The sequence below is a fragment of the Cardinium endosymbiont of Nabis limbatus genome, assembly GCF_965196625.1.
In the GTDB taxonomy this organism is placed as follows: Bacteria; Bacteroidota; Bacteroidia; order Cytophagales; family Amoebophilaceae; genus Cardinium.
On sequence record NZ_OZ239769.1, the window covers coordinates 1,037,141 to 1,061,897 of the forward strand.

15 protein-coding genes are annotated in these 24,757 nt (G+C 39.8%); 9 read left to right on the plus strand and 6 right to left on the minus strand.

The genetic code is table 11. The annotated features are described in order from the left end of the window. Positions 1 to 44: 44 nt before the first annotated feature. Positions 45 to 734, minus strand: a complete 690-nt coding sequence (locus ACOALF_RS04685; RefSeq protein WP_419241337.1) for a hypothetical protein — start codon at positions 732 to 734, stop codon at positions 45 to 47. A gap of 267 nt (positions 735 to 1,001) precedes the next feature. Here ACOALF_RS04685 and mfd point away from each other — a divergent pair, with 267 nt between their 5' ends. Further along, positions 1,002 to 4,328 carry a transcription-repair coupling factor gene (mfd, locus tag ACOALF_RS04690; RefSeq protein ID WP_419241338.1) on the plus strand — a complete coding sequence of 1,109 codons (3,327 nt, stop codon included), beginning with the start codon at positions 1,002 to 1,004 and terminating at the stop codon, positions 4,326 to 4,328. 373 nt (positions 4,329 to 4,701) lie between these two features. On the opposite strand, the gene ACOALF_RS04695 is transcribed toward mfd, so the two are convergent. Next, positions 4,702 to 5,715, minus strand: a complete 1,014-nt coding sequence (locus ACOALF_RS04695) for an NAD(P)H-dependent glycerol-3-phosphate dehydrogenase (RefSeq protein ID WP_419241339.1) — start codon at positions 5,713 to 5,715, stop codon at positions 4,702 to 4,704. Then, complete coding sequence (locus ACOALF_RS04700; protein ID WP_419241340.1) at positions 5,687 to 7,324, minus strand: 1-acyl-sn-glycerol-3-phosphate acyltransferase; 1,638 nt, start codon at positions 7,322 to 7,324, stop codon at positions 5,687 to 5,689. Before ACOALF_RS04700 ends, ACOALF_RS04695 begins: the two co-directional genes overlap by 29 nt. A gap of 103 nt (positions 7,325 to 7,427) precedes the next feature. Here ACOALF_RS04700 and ybeY point away from each other — a divergent pair, with 103 nt between their 5' ends. The 4 genes from ybeY to ACOALF_RS04720 all read left to right on the plus strand — a co-directional run bounded on the left by ybeY (position 7,428) and on the right by ACOALF_RS04720 (position 13,706). Next, on the plus strand, positions 7,428 to 7,859 hold the full coding sequence (ybeY, locus tag ACOALF_RS04705; protein WP_419241341.1) for an rRNA maturation RNase YbeY: 432 nt from the start codon (positions 7,428 to 7,430) through the stop codon (positions 7,857 to 7,859). Positions 7,860 to 7,866: 7 nt separating this feature from the next. Then, on the plus strand, positions 7,867 to 9,966 hold the full coding sequence (rnr, locus tag ACOALF_RS04710) for a ribonuclease R (protein ID WP_419241342.1): 2,100 nt from the start codon (positions 7,867 to 7,869) through the stop codon (positions 9,964 to 9,966). A gap of 377 nt (positions 9,967 to 10,343) precedes the next feature. After that, positions 10,344 to 12,767, plus strand: coding sequence for a replication restart helicase PriA (priA, locus tag ACOALF_RS04715; protein ID WP_419241343.1), 2,424 nt, complete (start codon positions 10,344 to 10,346; stop codon positions 12,765 to 12,767). Positions 12,768 to 13,016: 249 nt separating this feature from the next. Next, positions 13,017 to 13,706, plus strand: a complete 690-nt coding sequence (locus ACOALF_RS04720) for a DUF1609 domain-containing protein (RefSeq protein ID WP_419241344.1) — start codon at positions 13,017 to 13,019, stop codon at positions 13,704 to 13,706. 19 nt (positions 13,707 to 13,725) lie between these two features. Here the strand turns inward: ACOALF_RS04720 and ACOALF_RS04725 are convergent, their stop codons facing one another. Next, positions 13,726 to 14,472, minus strand: coding sequence for a YebC/PmpR family DNA-binding transcriptional regulator (locus ACOALF_RS04725; RefSeq protein WP_419241345.1), 747 nt, complete (start codon positions 14,470 to 14,472; stop codon positions 13,726 to 13,728). Positions 14,473 to 14,504: 32 nt separating this feature from the next. After that, on the minus strand, positions 14,505 to 15,527 hold the full coding sequence (ruvB, locus tag ACOALF_RS04730; protein WP_419241346.1) for a Holliday junction branch migration DNA helicase RuvB: 1,023 nt from the start codon (positions 15,525 to 15,527) through the stop codon (positions 14,505 to 14,507). Positions 15,528 to 15,657: 130 nt separating this feature from the next. On the opposite strand from ruvB, the gene ACOALF_RS04735 reads away from it, so the two are divergent. Together ACOALF_RS04735 and murD are read left to right on the plus strand one after the other, a co-directional pair. Further along, a complete protein-coding gene (locus ACOALF_RS04735) occupies positions 15,658 to 16,380 on the plus strand; it encodes a CPBP family intramembrane glutamic endopeptidase (RefSeq protein ID WP_419241347.1) in 723 nt (240 codons plus the stop codon). Between the two features lie 7 nt (positions 16,381 to 16,387). Continuing rightward, positions 16,388 to 17,701 (plus strand): UDP-N-acetylmuramoyl-L-alanine--D-glutamate ligase, encoded by a 1,314-nt coding sequence (gene murD, locus ACOALF_RS04740; RefSeq protein WP_419241348.1) that lies wholly within the window; start codon positions 16,388 to 16,390, stop codon positions 17,699 to 17,701. Between the two features lie 24 nt (positions 17,702 to 17,725). Here the strand turns inward: murD and ACOALF_RS04745 are convergent, their stop codons facing one another. Beyond that, complete coding sequence (locus tag ACOALF_RS04745; RefSeq protein WP_419241349.1) at positions 17,726 to 19,567, minus strand: AAA family ATPase; 1,842 nt, start codon at positions 19,565 to 19,567, stop codon at positions 17,726 to 17,728. Positions 19,568 to 19,887: 320 nt separating this feature from the next. Between ACOALF_RS04745 and ACOALF_RS04750 the strand changes: the two genes are divergently transcribed. Further along, positions 19,888 to 21,030 carry a serine hydrolase domain-containing protein gene (locus tag ACOALF_RS04750; protein WP_419241350.1) on the plus strand — a complete coding sequence of 381 codons (1,143 nt, stop codon included), beginning with the start codon at positions 19,888 to 19,890 and terminating at the stop codon, positions 21,028 to 21,030. Between the two features lie 83 nt (positions 21,031 to 21,113). Next, positions 21,114 to 24,677: a sodium:solute symporter family transporter gene (locus tag ACOALF_RS04755; protein WP_419241351.1), complete on the plus strand. Its 3,564-nt coding sequence runs from the start codon at positions 21,114 to 21,116 to the stop codon at positions 24,675 to 24,677. Positions 24,678 to 24,757 lie beyond the last annotated feature (80 nt).

Below are 24,757 nucleotides of genomic sequence, written 5' to 3' on the forward strand. Positions count from 1 at the left end.
TATCTCTCTCTAACCCTTCTATTGCTATTTTTACTTTTTCTTTTTCATTTTTTTGTATAATCCAGTACTTTTTCGCCCTTTTTATTTACCTCTGTTACAAATTCTAATACATCTTTTCCTTGACTTACCATTTGAGCTTTCTTAACTGCCTCAGGCTTCATATTTATCTGGCCTATAGCAAATGTAGATGCTTGTACAGCTTTTTGAGCAGTTTCTACTGCTTTGACTGCGACTGGCCTAAGGTCTTCGCGCACTTTTTTTACTATTGCTAGCTTCTCATTGAACTTTTCCAAGAATTGCTTGTCACAGACTATACTATTTTTTACATCTTGGACAATTGACATCATATCATTTACCATTTTTTCTTTAACAGATATAACGTCATCTGATGCGTCAGCCCTGTCAGCTATATCTATTTCTTCGACAATTGTTTGTACATCTCGACTTGCTTGTTGAGCTATTCTATATTTTTCTTCTGATTTACAAGATACAAATTGTACATGCTTACGTAGTTCATGTAAAACGCTCATGCCCTTTTGGAGTTTATCCAATTCTGAAATTACCACTTTCAACCTTTGGGAGACTATTTTGTCTGATTCATTTACTGAAAATTCTGCTTCATCTGCTAGCTTCCGTACTGTTCTTATCGCTTCGCTATTTCCTATTCTTGAAACGCCTACTGGTTTAACTACTTTACTACTATCGCTACTATTGGGCATAGGGCCACTGATCATGGCGCCACTCCCTTATATTTTGCGTTTAAAGAAGGTTTAGGCGTATGAATAGAATGGCTGCTGACAATATCTGGTAGTGGAGCCACTCCTTATTTTTACTGCGCGCCAACTTTTTATCGGCGGGCCATGAGCAATCGAGAATGTAGATATTTCTTAAAAAACTATTTGTAAATTTGCGTTGGACGTAATCTTGAATAATTTATTCATTGCATCTTATCGTTTAACCGTAGCCGTTATAGGCTATTGTATATCCCTTTTTAAGGGTCTGTGGCAGCCGTTTTATTTTCATTAACCTATTTTCTCACCTTGCAGATCAACGATTTTATAGCACGATACCAGAAACAAGAAGTTGTAACCAAGCTTACAGACTACCTAAAACAAGCTCCTCAAAACATTCATCTACAAGGTGTCCAAGGTAGCCTAGATGCCCTGTTGATTGCAGCCGTGCAACAAAATTGCCATCCATTACAACTTGTTGTGGTGGAAAGCCAAGAAGAAGCACTGGCTATGTATGGAGATTTAACCCATCTGCTCCCTAGCCATTCTGTGCTGCTTTTGCCCAGTTTAGAACAAAAAGAAGATAAGTATAAAACCATTCAAAACAAACGCGCAGCCATTATACACGCTATAAGCGAAAACAACTCTGCACCATTAGTGGTTACCCATATAGCCGCACTCCTAGAAAAGATCTTAGATCCATCTCTTGTTACCACTATGTGTGACAAGATAGATATAGGCCAAACGCTATCGCTCCAAACACTGGAAAAAATGCTTAGGCAAGCAGGATTTACAAAAGTAGATTTTGTCTATATCCCAGGCCAATTTGCCATACGGGGCGGCATTATTGATGTCTATACCATACATCAATCGTTTCCCTACCGAATAGAACTATGGGGCGACCAAGTTTCCACCATCCGTATCTTTGACCCTAAAGACCAAAAATCTTTTAAAAAAGTCAATAGGGCAACTATTTTATCCAATCCAGAAGCAAACACCACAAAACAATGGGCCTATACCTCCTTTGCAGCTTGTCTACCAGCAGGAAGTTGTATTTGGCTAAAAAATAAAAAAAAGCTTTTAGCGCAACCACAAGGTACCGCATCCACCCCTACCGATACCCTAGACACGCTAGAAAGCTTTATGGAATCCATTAGGCCCTTTCATCAAATTCTATTCGGACCAGAGGGGCCTATCGTTGAAGCAAATGACCGTGTACTAACTTATAATGCTGATAAACAACCTTTTTTTAAACAAAACTTTAACCTTTTAGCGGACGATCTTTACAAAAGAAATGGGCAACACTATGCTGTATATATTACGGCCACTGCTGCGGGGCAATTTGCACGGTTGCATACAATTTTAGACGCCCAAACGCCCAAACCAACCTTTACCCCATTGCTACTCAGTTTACGGGAAGGGTATATAGACCATACCGCCCAAATCGTCTGTTATACCGATCACCAAATTTTTAATCGATACTACAAGTACCAGCTGCCCAAACGGCATTCTACAACCGAAACCCTACTCGCTGACGCATGTAGAAAACTAGAAATCGGTGATTATGTAGTGCATAGCGACTATGGCATAGGTCGATTTTCCGGATTACATTCGTTAAACATCAATAGCCAAAAGCAAGAAGCCATTCGACTGATCTATAAAAACAACGACATGGTGTATGTAAACGTACACGAACTATATAAAATTAGCAAATACACCAGCAAAGATGGTACAACACCTGCGATGCATACCTTGGGGAGTACTGCATGGCAACGTAAAAAAAACAACGTTAAAAAACAGATCAAAGACATTGCCAAAGAACTGATTACACTCTATGCAGAACGCAAAAAAACAATAGGATTTGCTTTTGGTGCAGATACCCTACTAGATGCAGAGCTAGCCGCCTCCTTCTGTTATGAAGAAACCCCAGACCAAGCAGCCGCCATTGCCGCTGTAAAGGAAGATATGGAGCGCTCCACGCCTATGGATCGGCTCATTTGTGGAGACGTAGGATTTGGCAAAACAGAGATCGCCATTCGTGCCGCTTTTAAAGCAGCAGAACAGGGCAAGCAAGTAGCCGTTCTAGTGCCTACTACTATTTTAGCACTGCAACACTACAACTCTTTTATCAATAGATTAGCAAATCTACCGATTCATGTCAGCTATATCAATCGATTTAAAACCAAACAAGAAATCGAGCAAACGCGCTCAGATACCGCTTCTGGCAAGGTGGATATTTTGATTGGTACGCATAAACTACTGACCAATGGCATTCAATTTAAAGATTTAGGACTATTAATTATTGATGAAGAACAGAAATTTGGGGTAAGCGCCAAAGAAAGATTAAAAAAGATGCGTTTGAATGTAGACACATTAACCTTAACCGCTACGCCCATTCCACGCACCCTCCACTTTTCCCTGATGGGTGCCAGGGATTTAAGTATTTTGACCACCCCTCCTACCAACAGGCTGCCTATCCAAACAAAGCTGCACCGCTTTAACGATAAACTGATCAAAGAAGCCATAGAAGACGAAATAGCCCGTGGCGGACAACTCTTTTTTGTGCACAATAGAGTCAGCAATATCAACGCCATGGCACAAAAGTTATCAGATTTGGTTCCCACTGCACGCATCTGCATAGCCCACGGCCAAATGGCAGGATCTATGTTAGAAGAAAAAATACTGCAATTTATAGTAGGACACTACGACCTACTGGTAGCCACCAGCATTATAGAATCTGGAATGGATATGCCGAATGTGAATACCATTATCATCAATGACAGCCATCTTCTAGGCCTTTCTGATTTACATCAAATGCGGGGCAGGGTAGGCCGCTCTAATGTGCAAGCCTTTTGCCACCTATTGATTCCAGAAGATGCAACCCTTACGCCAGAAGCAAAGCTTAGACTAGCTGCATTAGAAGAACTTTCAGAATTAGGAGATGGCTTTAAACTGGCCATGAAAGATCTAGACATACGTGGCGCCGGTGATCTACTAGGCGCTGCACAAAGTGGGTTTATATCAGATATTGGTTTTGACACCTATTGTAAAATATTAGAAGAAGCAGTAGACGAAGTAAAGCATAATGATTTTAAAACATTATTTGCCAAAGAGGGTAGGACGCTACACACCGAGTGCTCTATTGAAACAGAATGTGAAGCACTTTTACCACCTGAATATGTACAAAGTACAACGCAGCGCATGGCCCTCTACACCAGGCTCAATGAACTTAAAAACATCAACCAACTTACACAATTTAAAGCAGAACTAATAGATCGGTTTGGTCCATTACCTACCGCTACAGAAACCCTACTGGAAACCGTACAACTCCGATGGGAAGCAGAACGCATTGGCTTTCAAAAAATTTCATTTAAAAACCAACGGCTACATTGCTACCTAGGGAGTGATTTCCAAAAAAGAAACTTGAGCATGTGGGACCACATTATGGGTTATATGCAAAAACACCCAGCTTGTTGCCAACTAAAAAAGCTAGGCGAGAACCTGCTGCTCACCATTAGTGGAAAAATCAATAGCGTCGTTTCAGCAAGGAATCTACTGGCCATTATAGGGATGCCTGATAAGGATGGCTGTCCGTAAAGAAACATTGAATTAAAATTGCATCTTATAGTCAATTATTTAGGAGAAAATATTAAATTTTCCCTGACGCAGCTTATCCAAACATCAAGAGACACATGAAAAGAACGATGAAAAGAAAAATAAAAAAACAAAGCCAAAGCCACGCTGTGATCCTTGTTCTAAAGAGTTCGCGAGCCAATCAAGCTTAACAAGGCATAACAGAAATATACACGGCAAGGCCCAAAATCATTAAACTTTACAAAGGTCTTTGTACTTGGGTCTTTTTTTAAGTATGCAAATACGTTTTTTAGGCCTGTTAAATTCTATCTTCAAATATCAGCCTCATTCCAATTTTGTATAGGCATATGTTTAGAATTGCTAGAATATATTTTCCTTATCCCCCAAGCATCACATCAAGCCCTTTCTGCACAGGCAGCTCCTCAAAAAGCATGCGATAGATGGCTTCCGTGATCGGAGCCTGCTTCCCATAAGATTGCATCACTGCACAAATGGTTTGAACCGTTTGTACCCCTTCAGAAACCCCCTTGACATCTTTCAGTATATCAGTCAACTGTTCACCCTTTGCCAAACGGTAGCCAATGGTATAATTCCTGCTCGTCGTGCTGCCGCAAGTAGCGATTAAATCGCCCAAACCAGCTGGCCCTAATAAGCCATTGCTGGGCGTACCAGTAGCCGCCATGATGCAATCCATTTCTGATATCGCCATGGTAATGAAAAAAGCATAAGTATTGGCGCCATAACCCATACCGCCTATTATACCCGCACCAATGGCAAAAATATTTTTCAGCACATTACACATCTCTACACCGTTCAGATTAACACTCGTATACACACGAAACCAAGGATTGGTTAAAAGCTGCTCCCCTACAGCTAACACCTTCCTAGACGCACTGGCCACTACGGCAACAGCAGGATGCTTTTGAGCCAACTCCGCAGACAAATTAGGGCCAGCCAAACAACCCACTGCTTGCACCTTCGTTTCTTGTACCATTACGCGGCTCATCGTAGCCACAGACTGAGCAAAAGGCAGATCCCCATCCTCGTAAATATGCAATCCCTTTGTGCCATGTATCAATAGGTGGTCGGGTCTGATAGCGGGAGCGATCTGTTGCATCAATCCACGAAATTGAGCAGCAGGTACCACTGGAAAAATAACAGAACAGATGCGCAAAACCATTTCTAAATCATTGCTCACCACCACATTAGCTGCCAATGGTACATCACCAACCCTACGGCTTGCTTGCCACGCACAAGCCTGTTCTGCCCTATGTGCATATAAAAAAAGACGCTCCACATTAGGAGCTACTAAGTTGGCAACAGCCGTTCCAAACCTGCCAGCCCCTAAAACGGCTGCCACTTTATGCGGAGAAGATTGCTTCGAGGCCATAACCAGTAAGTCTATTGTGGTAATAAAATAATGTTAAAGGATCTTGAATACGCAAATTGCCATCTTCTGTAACTACTAGTGGTTTTCGGGCATGATATACCCCCAATTTAGCACATCCATCTTTAGCAATCGCATCCAGTTGGCCACCCCTTACTATAGGGGTAAAATCTATTTTTTGCGCCGTATAAAGCAGTTCCAACGCTTTATGGGTATGCGCAAGCGCCACCATAAAATCGGCATGAGGCACCACGGAATCTGTTAGCTCTATTGCCCCCCCCCCGCGCTTTTTTGCCAACTCATAGGCCACAAAGGCTACAAGATGGCTACTGAGCACGGTATTAATCGCATAATAGGCTGCTACAATTTTATGACTCAGCGCTTTAACATAGTCGTCTGACCGCTTTCTAGTAGCCGTTTTAATGGGCAGATCCCGAAACTGTTGATATAAATCTATCGCTTGGCCATGATCATCATAACTACGCCCCTCTAGGTCTACCCTATTCCCCATTACATCTAAGGGGCTACCTATGTTAATAAATATTTCTGAACCTTTCAATAATATATTTTTGCTAAATTGAAGGCTTGTGCAACAGCAACCTTGTTGCACTACAGCAGCCGCACCACTTTCCATTTGAACCGATTCACCGATCAATTGAGTAGCCTCTAACACACAATGGTAATTGAGTACGATGGGTACAATAAAAAGTTTCTTAGCAGTGGCCCCTCCTTGATTTTGAAAATTCGCTTCCTGTGCATCAAACGGAGTACCTAATAATCCTAATTTTAAATCAGACTCTATGGCACCTAAACGGCTGCGGGTCCCACCCGGATAAAATAAGGTATGGCACCCCCATTCCAGTATCTGGCACGCATAATCTTTCTGTACCTGTAAGTAGGGTATGGTCTTTTTACGCCGATCTACCTTATAGGTACCTAGCTTATTAAACACATAACGAAACCCTCTATTATTAAATAAATTTAACCCCGCTCCCCAAGTCAAAGGGGGCAAGCCTAATTGTTGCATAGCCAATCCGATCACAACAGAATCCCAATGGCTGGTGTGGGTAGGTACTAAAACAACCGTTCCGATTTGGGCCAATGCGCGCACCCTATCTACTTGACCCATCAAATGAAATTTTTCCTGTAACCTTTTGTGTTGAAAGGTCCAACGGTCTGGTGCTGCACCAAAGCCGAAACAATGGGGCTTAAGCAGATGGATAAACGTATGGTGCGTACATTTGGCTATATACTGATAATGGCGCACACTAAAATAGCTACAAATCTCACCTACATAACGCTCCAGCACATTTTTTAAAAGCGTAGTCGCTGCTGCTTTGTTTTCAATAGAAGATGCCATCGTTTCCCAAAATGAACGGTCATCCTTAGGATCACAGCTCCAGGGGTCTGATGCGATTCTAGCCAATTCTCTAGAGGTTGTTTGGTCTAATATTCGGTAAAGTGCGCCATCCAGTGTATGGCGTGCACACAAAGCGTTAAAACTCTTTTCCACAACCTCTCGTAAAAAAGCTTTTTGATTTTTATGCAGTAGGGTAATAGGCCAACGATTGGCCTGAGGCTCAATAGGCGTAAAGGACGCTTTGGTAGACATAATTATATCTTTTTAACGAAATAAGCCGTAATTTGCGGCCAAATATAGGTCAGCTTAAAAAGTTTACCCGATCGGTTTGGTGTTGCAAGATAATAAGATCAAAATGAATATTTATTATTTTTCAGAAGAAATTAGCTTTAGATTAAAGCAAAAAAGAAAAATCTCTACCTGGCTGCAAAGGGTTATCTGGCAAGAAAGATACACACTTAACCAGCTTAACTTTATTTTTTGTTCAGATCACTATTTACATGGGAAAAATATAACCTATTTGGGCCATGATACTTTAACAGATGTGATTACATTTAACTATGCTACAGATGCCCAAACCATCTTTGGAGATGTCTACATAAGCATTGAACGGGTAGCAGAAAACGCTAAGACCTATCATCAAAAAATGGTAGAAGAACTCTATACCGTCATGGTGCATGGGCTATTACATCTATTGGATTACAAAGATAAAAAAGCAGAAGACCAATTGATTATGAGAGAAAAAGAAAGCTTTTACCTGAACCAGCTCAGGCCAATTTTAAAATAAAAAAGCAGTGCCAAACTACACTACACTGATTGCTCAGATCTTAAAAAGAGATCCAAAGCAAAGTTATACCACACAACAACTTTACACAGCTTTACACATCAAAGCAAAAGCAGATAAAGCAAAAGTAAAAAAGGCATTATGTGATCTTGTACATCAGGGTACCATTCAAAAAATCAGCAAAGGGCGTTATCTACATGCCAGCGCGCCTATTTACCTTACAGGTCGTGTAGATTCTGTCCGTGCTGAATATGCGTATGTGGTGGTGCCAGATCAGCCGAAAGATGTACTGGTGCGTCAAAAAAACCTATTATCTGCATTAGATAAAGATTTGGTTAAAGTGTGCTTGTTGCCCAGCGGACGCCGTAAGCGGCCAGAGGGCATGGTAGTTGAAATTATTGAACGCAACACAGCACCTGTGATTGGGCGCATTATGGTTGCTGGAAAGCAACCCCAAGCCATAGTTGAACAAAAACGTACTGCCTACACGGTTTTATTAGAAGGGGAAAGCAGTACTTTGCTTCAAAAAAATGACAAAGTAGTGATTGCCTTAACTACTTATCCTAGTGTTCATAATCAATTAACGGGTAAAGTAGTGCAACATCTTGGCCAAGCTGGCCTCCATGAGGTAGAGATGCATGCGATTATGGCTGAGTTTGGTTTAAAAGATACTTTTTCAGAAACGCTTTTAGAAAGCATTAAAAACATCCCAACCCTTATTACGGAAGAAGAAATCAGTAGAAGAAGGGACTTTCGGGATATAGCGACCTTTACCATAGATCCAGCAGATGCCCAGGACTTCGACGATGCCCTCTCCTACCAACCATTAGCCAATGGCCACCATCAAATCGGGATTCATATTGCAGACGTAAGCCATTATGTGCTACCAGACAGCTTGTTAGATAAAGAAGCCTATGCGCGAAACACTTCTGTCTATCTAGTAGACCGTTGTATTCCGATGTTGCCAGAACTACTTTCTAATGGATTATGTTCTTTGCGTCCAAACGAAACCAAGCTGACTTTCTCAGTTGTTTTCGAACTGGATAAACAAGGCAAAGTCCATAGCAAATGGCTGGGTGAAACGGTTATTCATTCGAATAAAAGATTTTCTTATGAAAAAGCCCAAGCGGCCATAGACAATCAAACCGGCGATTTTCACGAAGCGCTTACGGTGTTGAATCAGCTAGCCAAGCAGCTTCGGGCCAAACGTGTACAAAAAGGAGCGATTAACTTTGAAACCAAATCGCTGATCTTTGCACTAGATGCGCATGGCAAACCCCTTCAAGTGCTACCCAAGCTCCGTACAGATAGCCATAAGCTTATTGAGGAGTTTATGTTACTGGCCAATAAGGAAGTAGCCACGTATGTAGCCAAGCTCAAACAAAAGCAGGAAAAAACAGGGCCTACTTTTATATATAGAACCCATGACCACCCAGACCCAGATAAGCTACATGAATTCTTTTTATTTGTCAACCAATTAGGGTACAAAATAGATCCCAATACAACCCCTGTCTATAAAGCGATGCATGCATTAGAGCAAGCCATTCAGGGGAAGCAAGAAGAGAATATTATACAAGCACTGGCCATTCGGTCTATGGCCAAGGCGCTCTACACTACAAAACCGGATCCACATTTTGCATTGGCTTTTGCGCATTATACCCATTTTACTTCACCGATCAGAAGATATTCAGATCTATTGGTACACCGTCTTTTAAAAAAATATTTAAAAGGCGCGCGCATCTATGATGCAGCATCTTATGAAAAAAAATGTCAGTATGCTGTAGAGCGGGAATACCTTGCGGTAAGTGCAGAAAGGGCCTCTATAAAGTATAAACAGGTAGAGTTTATACAAAATTTAAAGGATGAAATATTTGAGGGCATCATCAGCGGCCTAACGGAATGGAACATCTACATAGAGATCCTTTCTAATGGCTGCGAAGGCATGGTTCGTCTATCAGACCTTACGGATGATAACTATCTTTTTGAAGAACATCATTTTCAAGTAGTGGGCAAGTATACTAAAAAATGTTACCGCCTAGGGGATATGGTAAAGGTCAAAGTCAAAAGCTGTGACTTAGACAAAAGACATATTAATTTCTGGTTGTGTTAGGGGGTATGTATATATTCATGCACTGGCGTCAAATTAAGAAAAAAAGTATTTTAGTGCAGATGTACAAAAGGCATTTTACGCATGATTCCTATGCCCCCTCGCTTACGGCCCTCGATAAATGAATGACGCATTCAATATTTGCGCTAAAACGTAAAAAACATCACATAGCAAAACTATTGAAAGAGCAATTTCCAGATGCAACAGTACATCCATTTTGTGAAGAAGAACACAAAGCATTTATATTCCTTCTGAAAAAGGGCAAAATATAAAAAATGCAAGTTGCGCAATTAGCAATAAATGGTTAGGCTTGGTTATTAGTTGATCTATAGTTATCAAATAAATGGACGATTGGGTCCTTCTAAAGGATTGCATAACACTTGAAAAAATTTGCAGATGTTATACTACCACTGCCGATTAGGCCCTTAACCTACCACATTCCCTCTATATACGAAAATAGGGTAGAAAGAGGCAGTGGCCTACTGGTGCCGCTGCGTGGCGGAAAACTCTTACTGGGTATTGTGCTTGCATGCCATAGTCAAGCCCCTACTTATCCTACAAAGGATATATTAGGTGTAATCTATGGCATGCCTTTATTTACATCTCAGCAGCTGAGCTTCCTAAAATGGATGGCCGATTACTACTTATCTAACTTTGGTGCAACCTTGTCGCTTGCATGGCCTAAAGGACTCGATTTGCCTAATGGCATTATTTTTCAAATCAATCAAACCATTGACCTACATCCAACTTCAGCAATCGAGGAGGGGATTCGCCCACTTTTGAAAGCGCTACAGCACCAACCTTTATCGTACAAATCTATTCTCCAATTCATGGAGCCAAAAGAAGCCAATAAAGCACTTATATCTCTACTATCCCAAAGATTGATAGAAGCAGTTGCAACAACGACAATCGATCCAATAGATGAGGAAAACCCCTATTTTACCCTCTCTCCTACCATCCATCTAACACCAGATGCCATCGAAAAACTAGCACCACGTTCGCCCAAACAACAAGCGCTTTTAGCCCATTTTTTAGCAAAATCGACCACACATGCTGCTAAAAAAGAGCTTATAGCCTATTCCAAGTCAGCTTTTCATACGCTATTTAAGAAAGGGATTTTAATCAAGAGGCTGCTTACTCAATTGCCTGCATCCATTTTTACTGGACCCTTCGCACCATTAGCCACCTTAACCACCGCCCAAAAACAAGCACTAAAAGAGATTCAAAGACAATTTGCTACTAAAACAACGGTATTGCTACATGGTGCTATAGGAAGCGGCAAAACAGAATTGTATATGCATCTGATTGCATCTGCATTGCTGCAACAAAAACAGGTATTGCTTTTAGTACCAGAGATCGGTTTGGTAACGCATATCGTAGAACGGATCAGTCCTTTTTTAGGAGAATGGTTGGTGGTGCACCATTCCAAACAGTCGCATAAAGAGCGGTTAAAGACATGGTTTCGCCTCTTACACCAAACCACATTGGTCGTAATAGGCACACGTTCTGCACTCTTACTACCTTTTAAAGCGCTACAACTGATTATTATAGATGAAGAACACGATCCTGCCTATAAACAAAACGATGCGATGCCCACCTACCATGCACGAGAGAGCAGCATCCTATTGGCCAAACAACATCAAGCCAATGTTTTACTAGGTTCAGGGACACCGTCGATAGAAAGCTACTACAATGCCCAATCTGGCAAATATGGCTTAGTAAGATTAAACCATAGATTTGGCACAGCCAACCCTCCTAAATTATTTTTTATTGACCTAAACATAGAAAAAAAGCGCAAAGCCATGCGCGAATATTTCTCACTTACGCTACTAGATAAGTTAAAAAAGAATCATATAGAAGGGGGGCAATCGATGATTTTTCAAAATAGAAGGGGCTATGCGCAATATTTTTTATGTGCCACTTGTGGATGGATTCCCCGTTGCCTGACTTGCTCGGTCAGCCTTACCTACCACCAATCGGCAAACCAGCTGCGCTGCCATTATTGTGATTATGCTATGCCTCCTTTTTGGGCTTGCAACCAGTGCGGATCTCAGGAGCTACATAACATAGGCTTTGGCACAGAAAAAATAGAAGAGAGTTTGCAACTTATTTTTCCGGAACAAAAGATGGCTCGAATGGACTTAGATAGCACAAAAGGGAAAAATAGTTACCAATCTATTCTAAAAGAGATAACCTCTGGATCAATAGATATCTTAGTGGGCACACAAATGATGGCCAAAGGATTGGATTTCGCCAACATACGCCTTATAGGCATACTAGATATAGATGGATTGCTCTACTTTCCTGACTTTAGATCCAATGAAAAATGTTTTCAACTGATTACACAGTTAGCAGGGAGAGCAGGTAGACGCCACCAACAAGGGTGTGTGTTTATTCAAACGAGGCAGACAGATCATCCCTTATTTCATTACTTATCTAATGGTGATTACGAAGGAATGTACCAATCTGAGTTAGCAGAAAGAAAACGGTTTGGCTATCCTCCCTATGTTAGGCTGATTAAACTAAGCTTAAGCGCCATGGACGCCGCTAGCTTAGAATCTGGCGCCATTGCATTAAAAAAAATACTAGTAAAAAAGTTTAAGGGTATGGTACTAGGCCCGCAACAACCCTTAGTCAGCAAGGTCAGAAATTATTTTTTATTAGATCTATTTTTAAAAATAGCTAGTAATAATGCAGCTCAACTGCAAAACACAAAAGAAATCTTACAGAGCGCCTGCAAATATGCACTCGGTAAAGGACCCTATAAAAAAATTAAAATACTATTGGATATAGATCCGATTTAATCCAAATGATTTTAAGCAAAGGCCTATTTAAGATTAAGCTGCTTTTAAAACAAAAACTTGCAAAATTGTATAAGTTTTAATATAATGATCCCTATTCCTGAATAAAAGAAAACCTGGAGCAGCGCTAATCAGAACAATACCATCCTACGGAGTAAATAAAGACTTATACCGTCTGCACCCAATCTTATACAAGGGAATCAATAGGCTATCCATCCAAGTATTGCCTCAAGGCATGCATTACTTTTTACTATGTTGATAGAAATTATTTTAATAGGTTTAATGACTGCCTGCAGCACAGTTTTTTCTTCCTATATGATCACCTTTTCTAAGTTGGATGATATAGAGATTGTGCCTGACACAGCAACCATTCATAGGCCAAGTCAAAAAGAAAATAGATCCAATAAGCACATAAGAAAAGGTTCTTATAACCTACGCCGCAGAGTAGCACGATGGGCAACGCACGATATTGATGAAATAAAGAAATTTTCAGACAATGGTAAAGCTACATACGTCCACCTAACAGATCCAGAACTATGGGCGCAAAGGGAATGGCACTACCTGCTTGGTGTGCGTTGTTTACTACATAAAGAAGAAAGTGATGATTATTTTTTCAAGACAAAACAGGGGAAATATGCTGTGGCCAGCATGACATTAGAATATAAAGACCCAAACAAACCAAAAGAAATATACAGTAAAAGAATACTTGAAATCGGTATTGATCGAGATGAACACATCATCTACCATATGATGTTTAATCCAAAAAAAAAGATAGCTGATCTAAAGCAAAAAGCAATCAATGCAGCAATGCGTGATTGCACTAAAAAAGTAAAGGATTATGTTATTGTATACACGCCCCCGGCGCCATCTCCATATGCATCAAAAACACTCTACATTCATCCTAAAGGGACCAAAAAAGAGATGATAAATGGTTGCAAGTAGTAGTGTGCCGCTTTTCCCACTACTCCCATAAAGCTTCTTGTGCTGGTTGGATATCGATATTATGATAGACCTTCTGCACATCATCTTCATCCCTTAATGCCTCTATCAGCTTTATAATTTTAGGCAATGCTGCATCGCTGACCTGGACAAGGGTATGGGGAATATATTCTAAACCGGCAGAAGTTGGTGCAATAGCAAGTGTTTCCAAGTGTTTTTGTAGCTTACCAAAGTCTTCTATCGCACAAATGACATGGATAGAGGCACCATCATCTTCTAATGCTTCTGCACCTGCATCTATCAACCCTAATGTAAAATCATCGTGATCTTTAATATTGGCTACAGGAATGGTAAAAATGCCTTTATAGTCAAATAAAAAAGTAATCGCACCACTTTTTTCTAGGCTGCCTCCATATTTGGTAAAAATAGCCCGCACATTGGCGACCGTTCTAACGATTTTATCCGTCATGCAAACCACCATAATGGCCACGCCATGTGTACCATACCCCTCATAAGTAACTTCATGATAAGCGGCTACATCACTGCCACTTGCCTTGGTAATGGCACGAAGGATGGCATCTTTAGGCACATTAGCCCCTTTGGCATTTTGAATGGCCAAACGCAACCGTGGGTTAAGCTCTGGTTCACTTCCTCCACTTTTGGCTGCTACGGTTATTTCTTTAACCAGTTTTGTAAATATTTTACTTTTTTTTGCGTCATTTACACCTTTTTTACGCTTGATATTAGACCATTTGCTATGTCCTGCCATTGTATTATCTTATTTTGCATAAAATAGACCGCTTATTTGTCAAATAGGTCAGCCGTATAGGGCAAGCCCAAATGCTTATAAGCTGCCTCTGTAGCAACCCTGCCACGTGGCGTACGTTTGATATATCCTTCTTGAATTAAAAATGGTTCATATACTTCTTCTATCGTTTCCGCCTCCTCTAAGCAAGCGGTTGCAATCGTGGTAAGGCCTACAGGACCTCCTTTGAATTTTTCAATAATATTGGTTAGAATACGTTTGTCCATTTCATCCAGTCCATTCTCATCTACATTCAAAGCGGCCAAACTGAATGTAACCATCTCCTTCGTAATCCGTCTATCTCCTTTCACCTGAGCAAAATCCCGCGTACGCTTCAGCAAATTATTGGCTATACGCGGCGTGCCTCGACTGCGCCTTGCAATTTCATAAGCAGCTGCTTGGTCAATAGGTGTACCCCATATCCCACTGGCACGCTGAACGATTTTAGTCAGTAAATCAGCATGATAGTAATCCAATCGTGCATTAATTCCAAAACGCGCCCGTAACGGTGCAGTTAACAAACCAGAACGCGTGGTAGCCCCAATTAAAGTAAAAGGATGCAGTGCCAACTGTACACTACGAGCATTAGGGCCTGCATCCAGCATAATATCTATTTTAAAATCCTCCATGGCTGTGTAGAGGTATTCTTCCACAATCGGATTAAGACGATGGATCTCATCTATAAACAACACATTAGCAGGTTCCAAACTAGTCAACAGCCCAGCTAAATCTCCTGGTTTATCCAATACAGGACCAGAGGTAATTTTTATATTGGTATTCAGCTCATAAGCAATAATATAGGCCAATGTTGTTTTGCCCAAACCAGGTGGACCATGTAACAATACATGGTCTAAGGCTTCTTTTCTTTGCTTAGCAGCTGCTACAAATATTTGTATATTCTCTACTAGCTTTTCTTGCCCAAAAAAGTCATTGAATTGAAGTGGGCGTAAGGCTTTATCAAGCTGTTCTTCTGGTTTTTTTAGCACACTGAAGGGGCCATTGATAAGATCATGCTCCATTTTTTTTATCTTTATTGAACCAAAATATACGCAAAAAATAGGAATCATGCGCTCAAAAATCAAACTACTCAAATTATTGATGCGATTGTGCATAGGGCTTTACCTGGTTATTAAGCTTTCCAACATACTGATGCAACAAACTGATTATGAACTCTTAAACTACTCTAGGCTTGAGCCATTTATCGTACGGATCATAATTTGTTGCATTACTTTGCGCTACTATTTACATCTACAGGCGCAAACAGGGATAGCACCTGCTGCGCAGCAAGATACACATAGACCTAGTGGTTATAGATTAACCATCGGCACCATACTGGCGCAACTCATAATGACCTTTGCGTTAATATTACTCAGCAGCATTCAAGAAGCATTAGGCTATCCTACCATACAATCTGCATTACATTTTAGCCATACAATCGATTTTGTATACCGTGGCATTATAGAAATAACTTGCATAACCGCTATACTAGAAGAACTACTATTTCGAGGTATTTTAGAAAAATTACTCAGTAAAATCACCCCCATCCGACCATGGATCACTATAATGAGTGCAGTAGCATTTAGCTTAATGCACTGCAATATGAGCAATAATCTATTGTATTTTGCGATGGGATGCTTTCTCAGCCATCTCTACCACCAAACCAAACAAATTGTTTACCCTATTATGGCCCATGGACTCCATAATCTATGCGCCACGTTTATAACGTACCTAACATTAGATAGAAGGTTAGATTTGGCCATAGGGCATTTAACGATTGTAACACGTACGATGCTAACGATTGGGTCTTTCTTAGCAGTTTATGGATGTATCGCTTACATACTAGCAGGTCAAAAAATACAAAAATATCATTAGACTTTTTATGCGACTAGTAATACTAGGTGGAGGAGAAAGTGGAACAGGCGCGGCGCTTTTAGCCAAGCAACAGGGCATAGATGTTTTCGTTTCGGATGCGGCAACCATTCCAGCCGATTATAAAGATCTACTGATCAACCACCAGATTCCATTTGAAGAAGGAGGCCATACGATAGCCACCATACAATCTGCTGATGAGGTCATCAAAAGCCCTGGTATACCTGATAAAGCGATAATGGTTCGTCAGCTGCGTGACCATCACATACCCATCATAGATGAAATAGAGTTTGCAGCACGCTATGCTACAGGTAAAATTATAGCCATAACGGGTTCAAATGGCAAAAGTACCACAGCGCATCTGATCTACCATTTACTCCATACAGCAGGATATCATGTTGCTTTAGCCGGGAATATAGGCTACAGTTTTGCAAAATGTCTAACAAAATCTAGCTATGACTACTATGTACTAGAACTTTCCAGCTTTCAACTGGAAGGCATCAGATATTTTAAGCCAGCTATTGCCTGTCTACTCAACATTACACCTGACCACTTAGATAGGTACCATTATGCGATAGAAGCCTATGCAAAAGTCAAATTGAATATACTACGCAATATGGGTCCATTGGACCACTTTATTTACAATCCATCAGATGCCATCACCACCCAATATCTGCAAGCACAGCAGGTGTTACCTACACTACATCCTATTGATTTTCCCTCTACTGATAGCAGCAACTTTAATAAGGAGAGCTGCTCTTTTGCTATAAGCAAGTCACCAGCAGCCTTGCTAGGCGACCATAATCGGTATAATGCTACGGTTGCGGTTACAGCAGCCACATTAGCAGGCCTACCTTCTGAAACCATCGCTGCTGCATTACCTAAGTTTTGTGGACTACCCCATCGACTGGAATGGTGTGGCGCACCACAAGGTATAGATTGCTACAATGATTCCAAATCTACCAATATAGCCTCTACAACAGCTGCATTGCTAAGTTTTAGCCAACCTATTATCTGGATTGCAGGCGGCATAGACAAAGGCAATACCTATAGCCCACTGCTACCCATTGTAAAAGAGCGGGTAAAAGCCATCATCTGTTTGGGAAAAGAGAACAGCGCTATCGTTAAAGCTTTTTATCCACTAGGTTTACCCATACACGAAACAGATAATCTATCTTCTGCAATAGATAGCGCGCTATCTATTGCACGGCCAGGGGAAGTAATACTCTTATCTCCTGCATGCGCGAGTTTTGATTTATTTAAAAACTTCGAGGATCGAGGCAACCAATTCAAAGACAAGGTAAAGGAACGGATAAAAAACTAAAGCCCACTTTATGGCCACGTTGCACTATCCTACTTCTTGAAAATAACCAGAAGCATTAACGGTAAAATTTTTACATGGCATCACCTGAAAGGTATGTACCTCATCGCGTTGATGTACTTCAATAGCGGCTTCTGTAATATTGAGCTTTACAGGATCATATTTTAGACCTATAAGCACTTTCTTATAACATAAATCGTATTGAATGCTATAGTCCTTATTATGTATTTGTTCTAGCGCATATAAGGCTGGTTTATCTACTTTTAACTCAAAAATATAAACGGTGCTTTGAGCATTATATTGGTCCTCCATAACGATATCTGTACGCCCTATGCCACTATCTCTTTCAGCACTGGCCCACGTATCATGGGTGGCATGAAAAGCACCATTCAGAAAGGAATATAAAGCACCCTGAAAACTCCTTTCGGTTTTATCCAGAAAACGATAACCTGCTTTGGCCAAACAAGCACTACGAATGAGGTTCAAAAAAGCAACCCATGCTTCTTTTCTTAAAGATGCTAAAATAGAGGCACTACATGTTTTTCCTGTCTCTTGTTGTTTTTGAGCTATAAACCTAGATAAGGTCAGTTTTAAAGAAGATTGAACCTCCCCGTTAGGAAACTTTAAATAATAGGTTGTATTATGTGCATCATCAAGCACATCTATACACTTATCTTCTACAGGATCCGTAACAGGATCAAGATTCATGGTAAGATAGCCCGTTTGATACATTAATGGAAGTAAAGGCATTTCATGGATAGAGCATGCTAAATTTTTAAATTCGTTTTTTTTAATTGGGAAACTATCTTTCTGCCAATTCATATCAAATCTATAAATATTTTGTTGTATCTGTTTGAGTAAGATGGTAGGGTTCCCTGAATTAGACCAATAATTACCAAAGTCTTTTTCATAAAAGAATTTTAGTATAGAGTCTGGATTATACACACTTATCATTTTATCGGCTGTAAAGCAATAACCATTATAATAATCCTTTAACGCTCGCTTTACTTCAATAAGTGTGTGCTTTGCTTCTTGCGTTTTTTTTCTGTTAAGTTTTTCAAGTACTGGATGAATAATTGTCTCCTTGCTAAGAAAGAGCTTATCAATATCCTCTTCTGTATACCCCAACATTCCTGCATAATCCTCATGCAAGGATATGTCATTGGCAGAATTCGCCCCTGAAATCAGTCCAGATAGGTGAAATTTAGTTACGCCCGTTACAAAAATAAATTTACACTCCTTTTGACGCGCTTTTAATACTTTGAAGAATGAACTAAGCACAGAAAGCACTTCTTCATACTGCTCTTTTTTACAAGAAATTAAGGGACTATCATATTCATCGATTAAAATAATGGGCTGTGGTTCATAACCGTCACCTAGTTTTTTTAATGCATCAATCAACTTACCTAGTGTACCCTCTACCGTCGGTTCACCTATAATAGGATCTATTGAACTTCTATCTATAGTATGGTTTTGGGCAAAGGTATATAATACATCTATCAAATTGTTTTCTAACTTCTCTGGATTACCTTTGGCTACCTCAGAGAAATTCAACCAAATAACTGGATATTTTTTCCACTTATAAGTTTGATCTGCATAAATCGCACACTCCTTAAACAAAGCCTTATTGCCTTGGGCTATTTGGTTGATGGTATCTAATAGAAGCGATTTGCCAAATCTGCGTGGCCTGGTAAAAAAGTAATATATGCCATTCGTTCTAAAGAGTTTAGTGATATAGGCCGTTTTATCTGCATACAACTTTTGTGCGATCATCTCTTTGACATCAGCACTGCCAATTGGGATGTGCACGCTTTCGGCTCCTTGTTGCGCCACGCTTTTTAGTGCTTTATCTTCTTTTGTATCATCCATATCCTTTTCTTTTTATTTAAAAATGCATCATATTGATGCCCACTGCAAGATAGATAGTTTTTCTATCATTATAGAACGCCTCTGTTTGTTCTTTACTTGACCCTATCAAATCTCAATTCCATTAACGCAATACCTACTAATTTAGCATTAACGTCAATTCTTATTGTAAATCAGCCATATATATGCTAGCTATAGAAAGCTTGTTTTCTTTTAGGCTATAATCTGTAATGCCCAGCCATTAGATTCACCAAAAAATTAGCTATACTTCTATATATGGAAGCTTAAACCTGGCTACTGCACCCAATACTATAAAATAAACCATGCAGCATAAATCGTTTCATTCCAATTCGAGTGATTACATACATCCTCCTTTGAACCAAATTGACAAAATTGTTAGTCGTTCAATAGCATCCGGTAGTTATCCAGGAGCTGTTATATGGGCATCTCATCAGGGTAAAATAATCTATCAAGGCATATTTGGGAACCGTCGTGTTGAACCGGATGTGGCAGGTATGCAGTTCGATACCATATTTGATTTAGCGTCATTAACGAAAGTTGTCGTAACAACTACTGCTATTATGCAACTAGTGGAGCAAGAGAAGATAACCCTTCATGCACCGCTACATAGTTATTGGCCAGCATTTTCAGGGCATGGCAAAGAAAATATAACCATTAAAGAACTATTGACCCATACTGCAGGATTTCCTGCTATTGTGCCAAAATCAAAGCTTTCTAATAAGGAAAACATATTAAAGTGGGTTGCACAATCTGAATTATCTTTCATCCCTAATACACACTTTTTGTATAGTGATATTGGTTTACTTGCTTTAGGGTATCTAGTAGAACGTATAACCGGTCAGTCTTTAGACCATTATGCTCAAGCATATATTTTTGGTCCATTGGGTATGTATGATACCCAATTTTTACCTCCTGCTACACTGCGTGATCGGATTGCGCCTACAGAAATGATCAATGGACACTTGCGCCGGGGCACTGTACATGATCCCACTGCTACGGCTATGGGGGGTGTTTCTGGGCTAGCAGGCCTATTTTCCACTGCTCGTGATTTAGGTGTTTTTCTAGACTGTATATTAGCAGGTGGACGTATCCCTGATCAATATGCGGATCAAGCATCACCTCGGCACATTCTACTGCCCTCCTCTGTGCAACAAATGACAACTGTGCAAACACCTGCTATCATTCCGGAAAAACGTGGGTTGGGTTGGGATATCCATTCCATGCCATATGATGGTGGCCGTGGTAAATTATTTTCACCCTATGCATTTGGCCATACAGGGTTTACAGGTACCTCTATGTGGGTGGACCCTGTGACAACCAGTTGGGTTATTATACTAACTAGTAGAGTCCATCCTGTTTATCATCCAAATGATACGCAGCTCTTTAAAGACCGCTCAGCTATTGCTGATATCATTGCTGGAAACATTGGAAACATAGTGAAATAAGTAAACTTTATTACTTTATATGTAAGGAATAAGTTCATGCCAACCACTGAATTATTTTTCAACCTTTTCTAACCATACCATATATGATACCATTTAATATATCCCTATTTGTAGTAGTGAGTTTCTTGCTACTCACTTTAGTCGTAGGTATCTACTTTAGTAGAAAAAAAACCACCTTTCAAGAATATGCTACCGGGAACAAACAATTTTCTACTGCTACTTTGGTGGCTACTGTATTGGCTACTAATTATGGTGGATCAGGATTGTTGCGTGTTGTAGAGTCTATCTATGACGCTGGGTTATGGTGGATCGTTTATATGATATTAGCTTCTTTTACCTACTGGATCATCAGTAGGTTAGCCATTCGTATGGGACCATTTATGCACCATCTCTCTATGGCAGAGACAATAGGGATCTATGGTAGATATCCAAGAATGGTTACTGCGCTCATTTGTGTTTGTGGCAGTATCATTGTTATTACTTCGCAAATCACTGCAATGTCCCAGGCTATTCATATGTGCTTGAGATCGATTAATCCAGTTATAGTTACCATTCTTAGTACCTTATTGCTTATTTTTTATTCTACGTTTGGGGGCGTTCGTGCCGTTACCTTTACAGATGTATTACAATTTATAACATTTTCCATAATCATTCCTATTCTGGCTTGGTTCATGTTTGTACAAGCAGGTAAACCAGTTTCAGAAGTTGTTTCTCTGCTACAGAGCCAGCCTAAATTTCAATTTAGCAACTTATTTCAGTTTAATACACAACTCATGAACCTGGTTTTATTGCTGTTAAGTTGTTTGATATCTGTTATAAATCCTCAAGTGGTGCAGCGGGTATATATGGCTTCTGATCCGATTCAGGCTCGGAAGGTTTATGCATATGCTACTGTTTTTAGTTTTCTTATCATATCCTGTATAATTTTAGTTAGCCTATTTGTTTTTGCAGGGGCATCAGATTTATCAACAGCAGCGGTTTGGGCATATATAGGGGTTCATATCCCTCCTCTTTTTAAAGGGTTTCTCGCGATTGCTTTATTCGCAATGGCAATGTCTACAGCTGATTCTTGCTTAAATGTTTGTTCGGTTATGATAAGCCATGATGTAGTGATAATGATACAAAAAGAAAAAAGCATCCCTGATGTACGTCAACTTAAGATAGCTAGGTGGACCACGCTAGCTGTGGGACTATCCGCTATGCTAATCGCTTTTCAGTGCAACGACCTGTTAAAATTAATGTATTGGTCTATATACTGCTCTGTACCTATGACCATTCCCCCTTTTATTTTAGTTGTTTTTGGCTTCCGTGGCACTTCCCGTACTGCTTTAATTGGTATGGCTATAGGTTTACTAACTATTTTGGCATGGAACAAATGGATTAAGCCTGCAACAGGGGTGGATGGCTCCTTATTTGCTGCGGTAGCCAATGGCTTGTCTATGATAGCCGCCCACTATTTGTTTAAACAGCCGGAAGGAGCAGGATGGGTGGGTCCAGACGATACGTTTAAACAAATTCAACAAGCAAATGCCCGTAAGCATGCAGAACGAAAAGAAGCGATTAAAAATACCTTGAATAATAGAAAAATCACCTTATCAAAGCTAGTACCCAGTCGTTCTATTATGGTGTGTATCGGCATCTATACTACCCTCACGAATTTCTTGTCCTATTTTATAGTACGTATTATCAATCATGGATCCTCTCTTATATTTCAACTCTTTATATCAGCCTTTTTTTTAGGTTATCCATTTTTACATGATGCTTTTAAAAAGATAAGATCCATTCCAAAGTGGTGTATTGGTCTAATCTGGTTCCTGTGGCTAGCGGTTTATTTTCCTAAGAATTTGATTTGGAACTGGTGGAATATGGTAGATCCTGTATTTACTACATTCTTATTTTTGACGCATTGTACAGTAATCTTATGGGTATTACCTATGTATATAGGCGTAGGGATTGTGGTGGCTACAATAGTACTTTCTATTTATCCTATTACTACTGTATGGTCTTTTACATTATTATCTTCTTTGCTTCCACTATTTATAGTGAGCCTACTACTCATGTTTGCCGTTATGATTTGCTTTAAAATGAAAATAGGTAATATTACCACACAGAATATTTACCTAAAAAATCAAGAAAATATTAGAAAATCCCAGCAACTAAAAGCATGCCTATACGACACAGCTATGGTACCCTCTAATGGTACTACACCTCCCAAAGGCTATGGTGCCATTTTAAATCAAGTAGTTGGTAAGATTGAAGAATCTATCTCCTTTTTAGATGATAAAACACTCCTTTATAAGCAAGATTTACAGAGCATTATCAATAAGTTTTATGATTGGATAGCCTATTTCAATAGGAGAGAAAAGTCTAAGGACCACGCACTGTTACAGCCTACTAAAATTACTTTCGATAAGCTGATTCATAAGGTAGAAGTAGCATTATCTCAAGAGGTTATTGATCCGCCTAGAATTCTGTTAGAAAAAACAAACGATGCCCACAAAATCCTATCTATTATATGCGACATCAACCAAATAGTTTATTTATTGGTTCAATCTGTTTTACGGGTTGGTAAAATAGAGAACGATATCCCACCAGTTGTTCGTATACAACTGCATCCTACTACTTTGCACTTTATACAAGCGGATCCTATTGATAACAGCCACCCTACTTTTATGAATTTTAAAGCTACTGCTCTGGTTATCAGTCATTCTACCGTTGATGCAAAAACGTTACCTAAAGTAAAGAAGCAATATAATAATCTCATGGATTATATGGGACCCAAAGGTAAACAGGAGGTTCCGCCATCCATAGATCTACAACAACAAACCATCTCTACTATTATTGAGGCCCACTACGGATATTTAGAAGCGCCTGATGATGCTAGCAAAAAAGCTATGTTATTAGTATTGCCGAACAGAATTACGGATATCCTCAGTAAGATGGCTACTACCCTACCTATAGATGCCTTAACCTCAAACGCCCCTGTCACACCCAAAGAACAAGCGGATTCGATTATGCTATTAATGCAATTCCATGACTATGTTTCCAAAGTATCTATCCAAGAAGATCCTATTGACCTAAAAACGATTTCAGGTTTGTTATTATTATTACGGAAACATTTTGGCTTTAAGCGGCATAACTCTGGTCAATTATTGTATGTACGTGCAGTAGGGATTGCCGAGTTAGTGGTAGAATGGGTTTTTCACTCTCCTAAAGTGGTTTATGCTTCTTTGCTTTATGAGTTGGTGCGGCATACTTGTTTGCCGATTTCTTATATCAAAAAACATTATAATTTAGGGGTTTATACCTTTGTATTAAACCTGGTAAATATAGATAAACGCCAAGACTTAGATCATGCCTCTTTACTTTATGTAAAAAATAGATTAAAGGAAGCAATTAAAAAAGATCACGTACAGCTTTCTGTTCTATTTATAAAATTGGCTGAACGACTCTATGACTTACGTCATGCAGCGGGTTATATTTATCTAACAGAGGTTCAGCATATGGCGCAAGAAACCTTGGCCATAGATGTGGAGATAGCGAATAAATACTTGGGTACAGAAATAGGAATCGCTTTAGAAAAAGCGGCTAAAAAGGCATTGGCGTTTTGTGAAAAAACAAATAAAGCAAAAGGAAAAGAGGGTTAACAGGAGGGATAAGCACTAAGATGCCTTTGGCATGCTGGTGCCTCCCCGCCCTTAAAAATTCAGCGCACAGTAAAAATACA